The sequence below is a fragment of the Shouchella sp. JSM 1781072 genome (genome assembly GCF_041949915.1).
Classification (GTDB): Bacteria; Bacillota; Bacilli; order Bacillales; family Bacillaceae_D; genus Shouchella.
Map to the genome: position 1 here is coordinate 845,917 of NZ_JBHFQE010000001.1, position 15,460 is coordinate 861,376.

Here is a 15,460-nt window from a genome sequence, read left to right on the forward strand (position 1 = left end):
TTTATGGTAATAGTTAGCATACGAAGTGATGAAAGAGTGGGGCAACCCACTCTTTTTGTTCGCAAACTCGCTAGGCGCATGAAAAGTTGGATATGCCTGATACGTATGCTTATGAGTGGTATACGTTTTTTATTATGTATAAGGAGGGACAGATGTTTGAGTAAAATCGTCTCTAGTAAAGTAGAACAATTGGTCCTTCCAATTGTAGAAGAATTACAGCTTGAGTTAGTAGAAGTAGAATACAAAAAAGAAGGACCGAACTGGTTTTTACGCGTTTATATTGATTCTGATAAAGGCGTCGATCTAGATGACTGTGAAAAAGTCAGTGAGAAGCTTAGTGAACAGTTAGATGAAGCGGATCCGATTACAGAAGCCTATTTTCTTGAAGTATCTTCTCCAGGTGCAGAACGACCGCTTAAGAAAAAAGCTGATGTAGAAAAAGCAGTTGGAAAAGGCGTTTACGTGACGACCTATGAACCTCTAGATGGAGAAAAGGCGTTTGAAGGTGTACTATCTTCGTTTCAAAACGATGAATTAACGATTGAAACGAAAGTGAAAACTCGTACAGTCATTAAAACGATTCCATATGAGAAGGTTGCAAATATCCGTTTATCGATTCTGTTCTAGGTGAAGAAAATGAAGGAGGTGCTATCCATGAATAGTGAATTTATGGAAGCTTTAACTACCCTTGAAGCTGACAAAGGGATAAAAAAAGAAGTCATCATTGAAGCCATTGAAGCGGCACTCATTTCTGGTTATAAGCGAAACTTCGGTCAAGCACAAAACGTTCGTGTTGATGTGAATCGTACGAACGGCAGTATTCGCGTATTTGCGCGAAAAGTTGTTGTTGAAGAAGTGTTTGATAAACGGCTTGAAATATCAGAAGATGAAGCACAGGTCATCAATCCAAACTATGAAGTGGATGATGTTGTGGAGATTGAAGTGACGCCGAAAGACTTCGGGCGAATTGCAGCACAAACGGCAAAACAAGTTGTAACACAACGAGTGCGTGAAGCCGAACGTGGTATTATTTATTCAGATTTTATTGATCGTGAAGAAGATATTATGAACGGAATTGTTCAACGACAAGACCACCGTTTTATTTATGTTGACCTCGGAAAAGTAGAAGCGCTACTGCCGCTAACAGAACAAATGCCGAATGAAGTGTATCGACACAACGACCGCATTAAAGCGTATATTACAAAAGTCGAAAAAACAACAAAAGGCCCACAAATTTTAATTTCCCGTACGCATCCAGGTTTATTAAAACGTTTATTTGAGCTTGAAGTACCGGAAATTTATGATGGAACGGTTGAAATTAAATCCGTTTCAAGAGAAGCTGGCGATCGCTCTAAGATTGCAGTTCATTCTGATAATCCTGAAGTGGACTCTGTTGGTGCATGTGTTGGGCAAAGAGGACAACGAGTGCAAACCATCGTGGATGAATTGAAAGGCGAGAAAATTGACATTGTCCAATGGTCTGAAGATCCAGTTGTTTATATTGCAAACGCGCTTAGTCCGGCAAAAGTTATGCGCGTAAATGTAAACGAAGATGAAAAGATGACTCAAGTGATTGTTCCAGATTATCAACTCTCTTTAGCAATTGGAAAGCGCGGGCAAAACGCACGCTTAGCAGCAAAATTAACCGGTTGGAAAATTGATATCAAGAATGAAACAGAAGCAAGAGAACTAGGCTTGCTTGATGGTGATGAGGAATTGACGGACGTTCTTTTAGAAGAAGAATTGGATGAACTAAAGTAAGGCGGGAGATGTCGATGAAGCAACGGAAAATACCGCTTAGAAAATGTATCGTCACAAATGAAATGAAACCTAAAGGTGAACTGATTCGAATTGTTCGTACACCTGAAGGAACTGTAGAGCTTGACCCGACTGGTAAGAAAAACGGTCGAGGAGCCTACCTATCACACAATGAAGACGTATTTGAGATGGCGAAAAAAAGAGATAGTTTGACACGACACTTACAAGTGAAAGTGTCGGCAGAAGTGTACGATCAGCTTTTAGCCGATTTGAAAAAGGTTAAAAAGAAATGAACCCAAACCAACGATATTTATCTACACTCGGACTTTGCATGCGCGCAGGAGAGCTAGTAACAGGGGAAGAACTTACGTTAGAAGCTGTCCGTAAAGGCAATGTGGCCATTGTATTACTAGCAAATGATGCAAGTGCGAACACTGAAAAAAAAGTACGAGATAAATGTAGCTATTACAACATTCCAGTTTACTCACCAAATGACCGCTATGAACTCGGGTCAGCAATTGGAAAAGAAGCACGTGTCGTTATAGGTATTCGAAGTAAAGGGTTTGCTAAGAAAATTGCTGCATTACTGAACCAATAATGGAGGTATGTATATGTCAAAAATGCGAATTCATGAATACGCAAAAGCAAATCAAGTTCAAAGCAAACAACTGATTGAAAAACTGAAAGCCATGGGTGAAAACGTGTCAAACCATATGTCGACTGTGGAAGAGGAGACATTAAAGAAAGCCAATCAACAAGTACAGGCTTCTGGAGGAAATGGAGATCAAAACCGTATGAATAAAAAAACAGACGATCGACCGAAAGATAAGAAACCCGCAGGACAACAAGGAAATGTTAGTCAAGGTAGCGGAAATCGCAACCAATCGAACCGTAATCAAGGTAACCGTCCAGGCGGTGGCCCTGGAAACCGCAATCAAGGTAGACCAGGGAATAACAACCGTCGTCATCAAGGGCGAGGGAAGAAACGTGGCGGACCACAAAATCGTCCGAACCACCAGCAAATGCCTTTACCTGAAAAAATTATGATTTCTGGTAGCTTATCCGTAAGTGAACTTGCTGCGAAGCTTCACCGTGAAGCGTCTGAGCTTATTAAGAAATTAATGAAGCTTGGTGTTATGGCAACGATTAACCAAGAGTTAGATAAAGATACAATTGAGCTTCTTGCTGCTGACTATGGAGTTGCTGTAGAAGAAGAAGTGTTTGTGGATGAACTTGATATTGAGCTATACGACAGTGAGGATAAAGAAGAAGAACTTCAAGAACGACCGCCTGTTGTAACGATTATGGGACACGTTGACCACGGGAAAACGACGCTTCTTGATTCAATTCGTAACACAAAAGTAACGGCTGGAGAAGCTGGCGGCATCACGCAGCATATTGGTGCCTATCAAATTGAGCAAAACGACAAGAAAATTACTTTCCTTGATACACCGGGTCACGCCGCGTTTACAACGATGCGTGCACGAGGTGCTCAAGTTACGGATATTGCAATTATTGTTGTCGCTGCAGATGATGGCGTTATGCCGCAAACGAAAGAAGCGATTAGCCATGCGAAAGCAGCAGAAGTACCAATTATTATTGCTGTTAACAAAATGGATAAAGAATCAGCAAATCCTGACCGAGTGATGCAAGAGTTAACAGAATTTGAATTAGTCCCAGAAGCATGGGGCGGAGAGACAATTTTTGTGAATGTGTCTGCATTAAATGGGGACGGGATTGATGAGCTAATTGAAATGATTCTACTTGTATCTGAAGTAGAGGAATTAAAAGCAAATCCAGAAAAACTTGCAACAGGTACAGTTGTTGAAGCACAGCTAGACAAAGGTAGAGGACCAGTTGCAACCCTTCTCGTTCAAAGCGGAACGCTTAATGTAGGGGATGCAGTCGTTGTAGGAAGCACATTCGGTCGCGTACGTGCCCTTGTTAACGATCTTGGCCGCCGCGTTAAAACGGTTGGACCTTCTGCACCAGTTGAAATTACCGGGTTGAATGATGTACCACAAGCTGGTGATCGTTTCCAAGCGTTTAAAGATGAGAAGAAAGCACGTCAAGTTGGGGAAGGATTAATGGCACGTTATCGTGAGCAAAATCTTTCAGAAACATCAAAAGTAAGTCTTGATGATCTCTTTAATCAAATCCAGCAAGGCGATATTAAAGATATCAACGTCATCATTAAAGCGGACGTACAAGGTTCTGTTGAAGCGATGAGAGGCTCTCTTGAAAAAATTGACGTAGCCGGTGTGAAAGTGAACATTATACACACAGGTGCGGGTGCCATTACGGAGTCTGATATTATTCTTGCTTCTGCATCAAACGCAATTGTGATTGGCTTTAACGTTCGTCCTGATGTGAACGCTAAGCGTGTTGCAGAAGTTGAAAATGTAGATATTCGTTTGCACCGTGTTATTTATAACGCAATTGATGAGATTGAACAGGCAATGAAGGGTGCATTAGACCCAGAATTTGAAGAAAAAGTAATCGGGCAAGTTGAAGTCCGTACGACGTTCAAAGTATCAAAAGTCGGTACAATTGCTGGTTCTTACGTAACAGAAGGAAAAATTACCCGTCACTCATCTGTTCGCTTAATTCGCGATGGCATTGTCGTGTATGAAGGTGAATTAAATGCGTTGAAACGTTTTAAAGACGATGCAAAAGAAGTAGCTGCAGGCTATGAGTGTGGAATTACGCTTGAGAAATTCAACGACATTAAAGAAGGCGACATTATTGAAGCTTACGTCATGGAAGAAATTAAGCGCTAATGCACGTAGCGGTTGTCCGTTGTGAGTGCTTTATCTTTATGGCGCAGTCGTTAAAGGAAAAGCGGTCTGTATTGAAAAGCATCGTAACGAGAATGCGGCAGCGATTTAATGTTAGTGTTGCTGAGACCGATCATCAACATTTATGGCAACGAGCAGAGCTAACGATTGCCGCCGTTAATTCGTCAAAACAAAGCTTGGAAGCAGAGATACAGAGAGCGCTCCACCTAATTGATCAACACGATCAGGTGGAGCGAACACAAACAGACTGGGAATGGGTTTAATCTTTTTAAGAAAAGGGCATCCCATAAATGGGTAGGAAAAACAAGAGTAGAACTACCGACATGTAGTTCGGAATTGTTGTCTATAGTCAGAGAGATAGAGGTGTAGATCATGGCGAACAATCGTGCTGAGCGAGTCGGCGAACAAATGAAAAAAGAACTTAGTGATATTCTTCTACGTGAAATTAAAGATCCTCGAGTGAAATTTGTTACTGTGACAGGTGTCGATGTAACGGGAGATTTACAACAAGCGACAGCATTTATTACTGTACTTGGTGACGATGAAGAACAAAAAGCAACCCTTGCTGGTTTAGAAAAGGCGAAAGGTTTTATTCGCTCTGAAATCGGAAAGAGAATTCGTCTTCGAAAAACCCCAGAACTAAGTTTTTCAATTGATGAGTCGATTCAATACGGCAATCGAATTGAGTCGCTTTTACGAGAAGTAAAAAGCGATAACGAAAATCAGTAAAAAAATGTGGGGATGGCAATTCAGTTGCTATCCCCTATTTTTGTCATGAAGACTGTAAGGAGAGGAATGGGCACGTATGAATGCAGGGATTTTAGCTTTATATAAACCAAGAGGCATGACCTCTCATGACTGTGTCAATCGCATTCGCCGTTTATTTAAAACAAAAAAAGTTGGTCACACAGGAACCTTAGACCCTGAAGTGGATGGCGTATTACCAATTTGTATTGGGCGAGCAACAAAAGTAGCGGAGTATATGTCCGATTTTGATAAAACATACATAGGCGAAGTGATGATTGGCTCTTCAACAACTACAGAAGATGCCCACGGAGAGGTAGTGGAGACTCAAGCGGTATCCCACACGATTTCACAAGTTGAGTTGAAAGCAGTGATGAACGAATTTAGCGGGTCTATTCAACAAACACCGCCGTATTATTCAGCTGTCAAAGTAAATGGTAAAAGACTTTATGAATATGCACGAAAAGGCATTGAAGTGGAGCGCCCAACTCGAAACGTGACGATCCACGAATTAACGTTGACGAATGTGGAAGAGGCTTCTAATGGGCAACAATCATTTTCGTTTACTGTTCGATGTAGTAAAGGGACGTATATTCGAACGTTGGCAGTCGACATCGGCGCACGTCTTGGCTATCCAGCACATATGTCGTCACTTACGAGAATTGCATCAGGTTCCTTTGAAGATCATCATACGGTGACATTTGAAGCGTTGGAAGAGATGACGGTAGAAGAACGCTATGACAAGCTTTATGCACTTGAACATGCATTAAGTCATTTTCCTCGAAAATTTGCAGATTCAGAGCTTGAAGAACGGATTAAAAATGGTGCCGTGATAAACAATGAAGATCAAAGTTTTGGAGCGGAGCGCTTTTTATTTTATAATGAAAAGGGAGAGTGTCTTGCTTTATATCAACCTCACCCTAAAAAGGAAGGCTGGATTAAACCAGAAAAGCTTTTCACTCAGGCAGCAGGACTTTAGGAGGGTTTTGAAATTGAAGCTAGTAATGATTGATCTCGATCATACAGACAAACAGGATTGGATGAAAGAAGCCGCTCGCTCTGTAATGGCCATTGGCTATTTCGACGGTGTGCATAAAGGCCATCAAACTGTGATTCAACACGCCATCGATGAAGCGAATAAAAGAGGTGTGGAGAGTGCGGTCATGACGTTCTTTCCCCATCCAAAAGAAGTGCTTGGAAATCCGGAGAAACCAATGCGGTATTTAACGCCATTCGAAACAAAGATTGACAGAATGAAAGCACTAGGTGTAGATCGAATTTATGCCGTTCGTTTCACGCCGTCGTTTTCAAAATTAACACCAGAACAATTTGTAGATGATTTTATCGTTTCACTACAAGTGGAACACGTCGTGGCTGGGTTTGATTTTACATATGGTGTAAAAGGTGCGGGTACGATGGGTCAGCTTGGAACCTATGCAAAAGATCGCTTTACGTATACGATTATCGAAAAAGTGACCGATGAAGAGGAGAAAATATCCTCCACTCGAATTCGCGAAGAACTCGAACAAGGAGACGTGCAAAAAGCATCCGCTTTGCTTGGATACGCGTATAAAGTGAAAGGAGAAGTCGTACATGGAGATGCTCGGGGACGCTTATTAGGGTTTCCGACTGCCAATGTAGCAACTTCTGAACGGTTTCATATTCCAAAAACAGGTGTATACGTTGTTGCGTTTTACGTACAAGGAAAGAAATGGACTGGAATGGCGAATGTCGGCTATAAACCAACATTTGTGGACAACTTACCCGAACCAAGTGTCGAAGTGAATCTCTTTCATTTTTCAGAAGATATTTACGGAGAAATGGTAGAAGTGGAGTTTCTAGAATGGATTCGTGCCGAACAAAAATTTAATGGCATCGATGAAATTAAAGCACAACTTGGACGCGATCGAGAAACAAGCCTCCAATGGCTTGAAAAGCATGCGCAGTAAGACACTTGCAATTTTATAAATTAACGTCTATAATAGCTAATGTTCACTGAAGTTATTCAAGTGGACATCCCGCTTCTTGGCAACACGATTCACCAACGTTTGCTCGGAAAAAGGGGTACATTATAAGGAGGTGGCTCTAATGGCTTTAACACAAGAGCGTAAAAATGAACTAATTTCAGAATTTAAAACACATGATACGGACACTGGTTCTCCAGAGGTTCAAGTTGCAATTCTTACTGAGCAAATTAATTCATTAAACGATCATTTACGTACACACAAAAAAGATCACCACTCACGTCGCGGTCTTTTGAAAATGGTTGGACAACGCCGTAATTTGTTAACTTACTTGCGTAATAAAGATGTTACGCGTTACCGTAACTTAGTTGACAAGCTTGGCTTACGTCGATAAGGATTGTAAAAGCGGGGGATGTTCTCCCGCTTTTTTCTTCATGCGAACATATGAATGAATCTAAAAAACAATGAAACGGTTGTAATTCACTCTTTTAAACTTGCGCCGTTTCGGTCATAATAAAGAATGAGACTTTTTTAGATGTACGAGAGGAGTACACATACATGGAACAAGAGCGTCACGAGTTTACAATCAACTGGGCGGGCCGCACGTTTACCGTTGAAGTTGGTCAACTCGCAAAACAAGCAAATGGTGCAGTTCTTGTCCGTTATGGTGAGTCTGCAGTTCTATCGACAGCTACTGCTTCGAAAGAGCCGAAAGATCTACCATTCTTTCCACTAACGGTCAATTATGAAGAGCGATTATACGCAGCAGGAAAAATTCCTGGAGGATTTATTAAACGAGAAGGGCGTCCAAGTGAGCAAGCGATTTTGACAAGTCGTTTGATTGACCGTCCCATTCGCCCACTTTTCCCTGATGGATTCCGTAATGAAGTACAAGTGATTAGCATTGTCATGAGTTCGGATCAAAATGCATCGTCGGAAATGGCTGCAATGATCGGTTCATCACTAGCATTATCAGTATCGGATATTCCGTTTGACGGACCGATTGCAGGTGTAACGGTTGGTCGTGTTGACGGTGAGTTCATTATGAACCCAACGCCTGCACAACTAGCAGAAAGTGATATTGAATTAACGGTTGCTGGAACAAAAGAAGCGATTAACATGGTTGAAGCAGGTGCAAAAGAAGTACCTGAAGAAGTAATGTTAGAAGCGATTCTAGCTGGTCATGAAAATATTAAAGAAATGATTGCCTTCCAAGAAAAAATTATTGAAGCGTGTGGAAAAGAAAAGAGAGAAATTAAACTAAAAACGTTTGATGCTGATCTTGAAAATACGCTAAGAGGTTCTGTAGAAGAGCAAATGAAAGAAGCCGTTCGAGTAGAGGAAAAACATGCTCGCCAAGACGCAATTGATACCGTAATTAAAGCGCAAGTGGAACGCTATGAAGAAGACGAAACAGTCGAAGTAAGCGAAGTTAAAGCGATCTTACAAATGTTCGTCAAGGAAGAAGTTCGTCGTCTGATTACGGTTGATAAAGTACGCCCTGATGGCCGTGGTGTAGATGAAATTCGTCCGCTTGATTCACAGATTCACATGTTACCTAGAACCCATGGATCAGGCTTGTTCACACGTGGACAAACCCAAGCGTTAAGCATTTGTACATTAGGTGCACTAGGCGATGTTCAAATCTTGGACGGTTTAGGGATTGAAGAAACAAAACGCTTCATGCATCACTATAATTTCCCGCAGTTTAGCGTTGGAGAAACAGGTCCAATCCGCGCACCAGGACGTCGAGAAATTGGTCATGGTGCATTAGGAGAACGCGCACTTGAGCAAGTGATTCCTTCAGAGCAAGAGTTTCCTTATACGATTCGTCTCGTATCTGAAGTACTAGAATCAAATGGCTCTACATCTCAAGCAAGCATATGTGCGAGCACCCTTGCGATGATGGATGCTGGTGTTCCAATAAAAGCGCCAGTAGCCGGTATTGCGATGGGCCTTGTTAAACAAGGTGAGCATATGACTGTCTTAACCGACATTCAAGGGATGGAAGATGCTCTTGGTGATATGGACTTTAAAGTTGCAGGTACAGCAACGGGAATTACAGCCTTACAAATGGACATTAAGATTTCGGGTATTAACCGTCAAGTGTTGGAACAAGCGCTTGAGCAAGCAAAACAAGGGCGGATGAAAATTCTTGATAATATGCTTACGGCCATTCATGAGCCTCGCACAGAGCTTTCTGAATATGCACCTAAAATCTTAACACTAGCGATTAATCCAGATAAAATCCGTGATGTAATCGGTCCAAGTGGAAAAGTCATTAATAAGATCATCGAAGAAACCAATGTTAAAATTGACATTGAACAAGATGGTACAGTGTACATTTCTTCACTTGATGCCACAATGAATGCGAAAGCGAAGCAAATTATTGAAGACCTTGTACGCGAAGTTGAGGTAGGCAAAACGTACACAGGGAAAGTAAAACGAATTGAAAAGTTTGGAGCATTCCTTGAAATCTTTAAAGGAAAAGACGGGTTGCTTCATATCTCGCAAATTTCCGAAGAACGGGTAAACAAAGTAGAGGACGTTCTTAAACTAGGTGACGACCTTGAAGTACGTGTTACTGAAGTGGATAATCAAGGGCGCGTAAACCTTTCACGCAAAGTGTTACTAAAAGAACAGCGTGAAAAAGAAGAACAAGCCCAGCAAAGCGAAGAAGAAACCCCATCTGAACAAGAGCAATAAAACGGGACTAGGAGAATTCCTAGTCTTTTTTGTTTGTGTATTCTAGTCTCCTTCTCTAAAACATAGACATGCTAAGAGAAGCTTTTATGGTTTAGGAGGGAAATAGATGAAGCGTAAGATGGTTCATATGATCCTGTGCTGTACAGTTGTGATACTCGCTTTAGGTGCTGTTCAAAATCCATTTGCAACACAATATATTGAAACAGTGAAGCTAAACGCCTCGATGATGGTTGAAGCCGTTGAAGATCCGCTGTACGAGTCTATTGTAGATCATGCGAATAAAGTGAATATTCCTGCAATAGATGCGAAAATTGATCGTGTCTGGAAGGCAATGCCCGGTTACAACGGACTAGAGGTTGACGTTGAAAAATCCTATGATAAGATGAAAGAATCTGGCACATTTAACCAGTCCATGTTGATTTTTAAAGATACAAAACCGAGCATTCATTTAAGTGATTTAGACCCTGCTCCAATCTATCGAGGCGTGTCCGAAAAACCGATGACCGCCTTGTTGATCAATGTCGCATGGGGCAATGAATATTTACCTGATATGCTTAGCACATTGCGCGAGCATCAAGTGCAAGCAACCTTTTTTTTAGATGGTTCTTGGGTGAAGAAAAATCCTCAAATGGCGATTATGATTAAAGAAGAAGGGCACGAAATTGGGAGCCATGCTTATTCACATCCACAAATGAGCAAGTTAACAGAAGCGAGAATAGATGAAGAACTCTCAAAAACAACCGACGTTATTGAAGCAACTCTTGATGAAACACCGATCTGGTTCGCCCCGCCAAGTGGTGACTATAATCAGCTTGTCATTGAGCGTGTTCATGCACATGATATGCAAACAATCATGTGGACAGTTGATACAATTGATTGGAAGAACCCTGAAGTCAATTCGATGATTTCACGGGTTGTCCCTAAAATGGAAGCGGGGTCGATGTTACTCATGCACCCAACAGAATCATCAGCAAAAGGGCTAGATGCGATGATTACAGGGATTAAAGAGAAGAATTTAATGTTAGGTACGGTTTCAGAACTTATGAATGAAACGAGGTTACCAAGAAACATGGAAGTAGACATCAATGGGGGTCCAAGTAGTGATTAATAAAAAAAAGCTAGAAAATGGTGTCCGCATCATGGCTGAAAAAAATGACACAGTTCGTTCTGTGGCCATTGGTATATGGGTGAAAACCGGTTCTCGTAACGAGGGTAACGCTGAAAACGGGATGTCGCATTTTATTGAACATATGCTGTTTAAAGGAACTAAAACAAGGTCTCCACAAGATATAGCGGAAGCATTCGATCGCATTGGTGGACAAGTGAATGCTTTTACCGCAAAAGAATATACCTGTTATTACGCAAAAGTATTAGACGAACATGCTCATATTGCTGTAGATGTTCTTCAAGACATGTTCTTTAACTCCGTGTTCGATGAACAAGAAATTGAACGAGAAAAAAATGTCGTCCTAGAAGAAATCCGTATGGTAGAAGATACCCCTGATGATCTTGTCCATGAATTGTTAAGTGAAGCATCATTTGGCTCATCTACGCTGGCTAATCCAATCTTAGGTACAGAACAGACGTTGGCATCGTTTACAAGAGAGCAAATTTTAGCGTATATGGACAAATTTTATGTTGGGGAACATGTGGTCATTTCGGTTGCAGGTCATTATCAAGAGGAATTACTGTCGCAATTAGAAGATATCTTTTCCGCGGTTAAGGCTGCAAAAGCTTCCTATGAGCCACCGGAAGCATCTTTTATTCCAGTTCAAAAATACCGTCAAAAAGAAACCGAACAAGCGCATCTTTGCTTAGCTTATCCAGGTCTTGAAGTAGGCTCAGACCAGATGTTTAACCTCATTCTTTTGAACAACGCATTAGGGGGAAGTATGTCGAGTCGACTATTTCAGGAAATTCGTGAAGAGCAAGGGCTCTGTTACTCCGTTTTTTCCTACCATTCGGCTTATGAAAAAATCGGCTCGGTAACCGTGTACGCAGGAACCCAGATGAACCAACTTCAACAGCTGTCCGAATCAATGGCCTCGATCGTAAAACAGGTTCAAGCGGACGGATTAACGAAAAAAGAGTTAGAGAATGGCAAAGAACAGCTTAAAGGAAGCATCATGCTTGGATTAGAAAGTACGAGTAGCCGAATGAGTCGAAACGGAAAGAATGAACTTCTCTTAAAAAAACACCAAAGTTTAGATGAACTCCTTGATCGAATTAACGATATTTCTTTAGAAGAAGTGAACGACTTAGCTGCAACGCTTTTCAAAGATGACCCTGCATTATCAATTGTTTCCGTAAGTGACCAGATGCCAGAGACAATCTTTACGAAATAGTCTAGAATAGCGACAAGCCTCATACGATGTATAAAGAGGTGATTCCAGTGCGATTAAGCGAAATTGCAAACAAAGAAATTATTGATTTTGAAAAAGGGGAACGTCTCGGTATTCTCGGTCAAACGGACGTGTTACTTGACGAGCAATCTGGCGATATCCACGCTTTTGTCGTGCCAGTATCAAAGTGGTATCAATTCAACCGCAAAGACAAAGAAGTAACGGTTTACTGGCAACAGATTAAAAAAATTGGTCAAGATATGATTATTATTGACACAACGAATTTGACGTAGTGATCCTCTTTTGCTCAAGAAATAGACATGTATACGTAACCTTGCCTTCATAAGATTAAAAAAACGTATGAAAAGCCTGTCATTGTGACAGGCTTTTTCTTTTGCACGGAATTGTTTTTCTAGACATATGGTAAAGAAGCACGAGTAGGGATGTCGTTCTTAACTAAATCAAGCTACAGAGCACTGAGAGAGTAGGAGGATCAAGCATGCTAACGGGGATTCATGTTGTGATGATTGGTGGCGATGCAAGGCAGATTGAAATTGTACGTAAGTTATCAACACTAGATGCGAGGGTTTCACTCGTTGGTTTTGAACAAATAGATGTAGGATTTATCGGGGTTAGCAAACAAGAAATGGAAGATATTGATTGGAAAACAGTCGAAGCCATTTTGCTTCCGGTTGGAGGAATTGGCAACGATGGGTTTATTAACAGTGTGTTTTCATCAGAAAAAATCAAACTTGAAACGAAACATCTTAAACAAACACCGGATAACTGCACGATCTATACAGGTATTACATCAAGTCGCTTAGATAAAATGTCTAGTCAAACAAAGTGTCAAGTCGTTGTGTTAATGAATCGGAACGATGTGGCCATTTATAATTCCATTCCAACCGCAGAAGGGGCAGTTATGCTCGTTATTCAACATACAGACTCCACGATCCATCAGGCCAATATTGCTGTACTTGGACTCGGAAGAATTGGAATGACAATCGCTCGAACCTTTAAGGAGCTAGGTGCACATGTATCGGTCGGGGATCGAGATTCAGCTTCTTTAGCTCGTGCGTTTGAGCTTGGCTTAAAACCGTTTCATTTAGATGAAACCAAGCAAGCGTTAGAACAGGCTGATGTTGTAATTAATACGATTCCAGCAAAAGTAGTCACGTCAAGTGTGTTAACAGAAATGAAGCAACACGCCTTTTTACTCGATTTAGCTTCAAAACCAGGTGGAATTGACCACGATTATGCTGAGAAACGCGGTTTAAAATCCATGCTTGTTCCCGGGCTTCCCGGAATGGTTGCTCCGAAAACAGCAGGAAAAATACTTGCAAATGTGTTAAGTGATTTGCTGCTTGAACAAACACGGACCCAATAAGACGGAAAAAGGAGTTACGCACATGTTAAAAGGTAAACATATCGGCTTTGGTTTAACAGGCTCTCATTGTACGTATGAAGCCGTCTATCCACAAATTGAAAAGCTCGTACAGCTTGGTGCAAAAGTCTCACCATTTTTAACGTATACGGTGGAACACACTGATACGAAGTTTGGCGATAGTGACGACTGGATGACACGCTTGCACAGCATTACGCCAGAACCGTTTGTCAACTCGATGGTAAAAGCAGAACCATTTGGACCGAAAACACCTTTAGATTTAATGATTATCGCACCAATCACAGGCAATTCTATTTCGAAATTTGCCAATGCCATGACCGATTCTCCTGTATTGATGGGCGCGAAATCAACGTTACGAAACGGGAAGCCAGTCTTACTTGGAATTTCAACTAATGACGGACTCGGTTTGAATGGTGTCAACATTATGAGACTAATGGCGACAAAAAACATCTTTTTTATTCCTTATGGCCAAGATGATTTTAAAAAGAAACCAAATTCCCTTGTAGCAGATATGAATCAACTGATTCCAGCGGCAGAAGCGGCACTCACATACACTCAACTTCAGCCCGTTCTTACGACAGAAGGATAAAAATAGGCGCAGGACAGTTGCGTCTTGCGCGCAAATCCCGTAAAGTTTAGTAGAGGATAAAGAGATAGAGTGCTGAACTTTAGGGAGGAAGAAAAATCATGACAAAGCAAAACTATCAAGTAGCTGTAGTAGGCGCAACAGGCGCTGTTGGACAACAAATGTTAAAAACACTAGAAGAGCGACAATTCCCAATTTCGACATTAACGCTTTTGTCGTCAAAACGTTCTGCAGGGAAATCCCTTTCTTTTCAAGGGAAAACGTATACAGTGGAAGAAGCAACACCTGAGTCATTCGAAGGCGTAGACATTGCATTATTTTCTGCAGGTGGCTCAGTTTCTAAAGCGTTAATTCCAGAAGCGATTAAGCGTGGCGTCGTGTGTGTGGATAATACGAGTGCGTTTCGCATGGATGAAGGCGTTCCTCTCGTAGTGCCTGAAGTGAATGAAAACGATCTACGAAACCATAAAGGCGTCATTGCCAATCCTAACTGCTCAACGATTCAAATGGTCGTAGCGCTTGAGCCAATTCGCCAAGCATATGGGTTAAACAAGGTGGTTGTCTCTACGTATCAAGCTGTTTCAGGAGCTGGTCTTGATGCGGTTGAAGAGATGGAAGAACAAACAAAAGCGATTCTAGCAGGGGAAACGGCAGAAGCGAATGTGCTACCAGTATCAGGCGATAAAAAGCATTATCAAATTGCTTTTAATGCCATTCCACAAATTGACGTCTTCCAAGATAATGGGTTTACGTACGAAGAAATGAAAATGATCAACGAAACGAAGAAAATTATGCATTTACCAAACTTAGAAATAGCGGCTACGTGCGTGCGTTTGCCAATTGAGACTGGCCACTCTGAATCAATTTATTTTGAAACGGAGCAAGCAGGTGCGACGGCAGCAGACGTGAAAGCACGTTTAAGTGATGCGGCCGGCGTAACCCTTCAAGATGATCCGACCAATCAAGTATATCCGATGGTGACAACAGCTGTTGGCAAACCAGATGTATTTGTTGGGCGCGTACGCCAAGATTTAGATCGAGCGAACGGCTTTCACGCTTGGGTCGTTTCTGACAATCTATTAAAAGGTGCAGCATGGAATTCTGTTCAAATTGCAGAAAGTCTAATTAAATTGAACTTGTTAGAAAAGCAGGCATAA

At 41.5% G+C, this 15,460-nt stretch carries 17 protein-coding genes; all 17 read left to right on the plus strand.

Annotated elements, in window-relative coordinates; genetic code table 11:
* The first annotated feature begins 156 nt into the window (after window positions 1-156).
* The 17 genes from rimP to asd all read left to right on the plus strand — a co-directional run bounded on the left by rimP (window position 157) and on the right by asd (window position 15,460).
* Entirely contained in the window at window positions 157-627 is a 471-nt protein-coding gene (rimP, locus tag ACE1TH_RS04515; RefSeq protein ID WP_099301031.1) for a ribosome maturation factor RimP, read from the plus strand.
* Between the two features lie 27 nt (window positions 628-654).
* A complete protein-coding gene (gene nusA, locus ACE1TH_RS04520; protein ID WP_255223344.1) occupies window positions 655-1,761 on the plus strand; it encodes a transcription termination factor NusA in 1,107 nt (368 codons plus the stop codon).
* Window positions 1,762-1,775: 14 nt separating this feature from the next.
* Window positions 1,776-2,051 carry an RNase P modulator RnpM gene (gene rnpM / locus ACE1TH_RS04525; protein WP_099301029.1) on the plus strand — a complete coding sequence of 92 codons (276 nt, stop codon included), beginning with the start codon at window positions 1,776-1,778 and terminating at the stop codon, window positions 2,049-2,051.
* The gene (locus ACE1TH_RS04530) at window positions 2,048-2,356 is read left to right on the plus strand and encodes a YlxQ family RNA-binding protein (RefSeq protein WP_099301028.1); all 309 of its coding nucleotides are present in this window, start codon (window positions 2,048-2,050) and stop codon (window positions 2,354-2,356) included. Before rnpM ends, ACE1TH_RS04530 begins: the two co-directional genes overlap by 4 nt.
* A 13-nt stretch (window positions 2,357-2,369) precedes the next feature.
* The gene (gene infB / locus ACE1TH_RS04535; RefSeq protein ID WP_375078422.1) at window positions 2,370-4,538 is read left to right on the plus strand and encodes a translation initiation factor IF-2; all 2,169 of its coding nucleotides are present in this window, start codon (window positions 2,370-2,372) and stop codon (window positions 4,536-4,538) included.
* Window positions 4,538-4,819: a DUF503 domain-containing protein gene (locus tag ACE1TH_RS04540; RefSeq protein WP_099301026.1), complete on the plus strand. Its 282-nt coding sequence runs from the start codon at window positions 4,538-4,540 to the stop codon at window positions 4,817-4,819. The genes infB and ACE1TH_RS04540 overlap by 1 nt, the downstream gene beginning before the upstream one ends.
* 109 nt (window positions 4,820-4,928) lie before the next feature.
* Window positions 4,929-5,285: a 30S ribosome-binding factor RbfA gene (gene rbfA / locus ACE1TH_RS04545; protein WP_099301025.1), complete on the plus strand. Its 357-nt coding sequence runs from the start codon at window positions 4,929-4,931 to the stop codon at window positions 5,283-5,285.
* A 76-nt stretch (window positions 5,286-5,361) separates the two neighbouring features.
* Entirely contained in the window at window positions 5,362-6,279 is a 918-nt protein-coding gene (truB, locus tag ACE1TH_RS04550) for a tRNA pseudouridine(55) synthase TruB (protein WP_099301024.1), read from the plus strand.
* A gap of 13 nt (window positions 6,280-6,292) precedes the next feature.
* Entirely contained in the window at window positions 6,293-7,249 is a 957-nt protein-coding gene (locus tag ACE1TH_RS04555; protein ID WP_375078423.1) for a bifunctional riboflavin kinase/FAD synthetase, read from the plus strand.
* A gap of 139 nt (window positions 7,250-7,388) precedes the next feature.
* Entirely contained in the window at window positions 7,389-7,658 is a 270-nt protein-coding gene (gene rpsO, locus ACE1TH_RS04560; RefSeq protein ID WP_099301023.1) for a 30S ribosomal protein S15, read from the plus strand.
* Between the two features lie 164 nt (window positions 7,659-7,822).
* Entirely contained in the window at window positions 7,823-9,970 is a 2,148-nt protein-coding gene (gene pnp / locus ACE1TH_RS04565; RefSeq protein ID WP_099301022.1) for a polyribonucleotide nucleotidyltransferase, read from the plus strand.
* Window positions 9,971-10,076: 106 nt separating this feature from the next.
* Window positions 10,077-11,078 carry a polysaccharide deacetylase family protein gene (locus ACE1TH_RS04570; RefSeq protein ID WP_099301021.1) on the plus strand — a complete coding sequence of 334 codons (1,002 nt, stop codon included), beginning with the start codon at window positions 10,077-10,079 and terminating at the stop codon, window positions 11,076-11,078.
* Window positions 11,071-12,315 carry a M16 family metallopeptidase gene (locus tag ACE1TH_RS04575; protein ID WP_375078424.1) on the plus strand — a complete coding sequence of 415 codons (1,245 nt, stop codon included), beginning with the start codon at window positions 11,071-11,073 and terminating at the stop codon, window positions 12,313-12,315. Before ACE1TH_RS04570 ends, ACE1TH_RS04575 begins: the two co-directional genes overlap by 8 nt.
* Window positions 12,316-12,362: 47 nt before the next feature.
* Window positions 12,363-12,605, plus strand: coding sequence for a YlmC/YmxH family sporulation protein (locus tag ACE1TH_RS04580; RefSeq protein WP_099301019.1), 243 nt, complete (start codon window positions 12,363-12,365; stop codon window positions 12,603-12,605).
* 206 nt (window positions 12,606-12,811) lie between these two features.
* Entirely contained in the window at window positions 12,812-13,699 is an 888-nt protein-coding gene (gene dpaA, locus ACE1TH_RS04585) for a dipicolinic acid synthetase subunit A (RefSeq protein ID WP_255223339.1), read from the plus strand.
* 22 nt (window positions 13,700-13,721) lie between these two features.
* A complete protein-coding gene (gene dpaB / locus ACE1TH_RS04590) occupies window positions 13,722-14,306 on the plus strand; it encodes a dipicolinate synthase subunit B (RefSeq protein WP_099301017.1) in 585 nt (194 codons plus the stop codon).
* Between the two features lie 98 nt (window positions 14,307-14,404).
* Window positions 14,405-15,460: an aspartate-semialdehyde dehydrogenase gene (gene asd, locus ACE1TH_RS04595; RefSeq protein ID WP_375078425.1), complete on the plus strand. Its 1,056-nt coding sequence runs from the start codon at window positions 14,405-14,407 to the stop codon at window positions 15,458-15,460.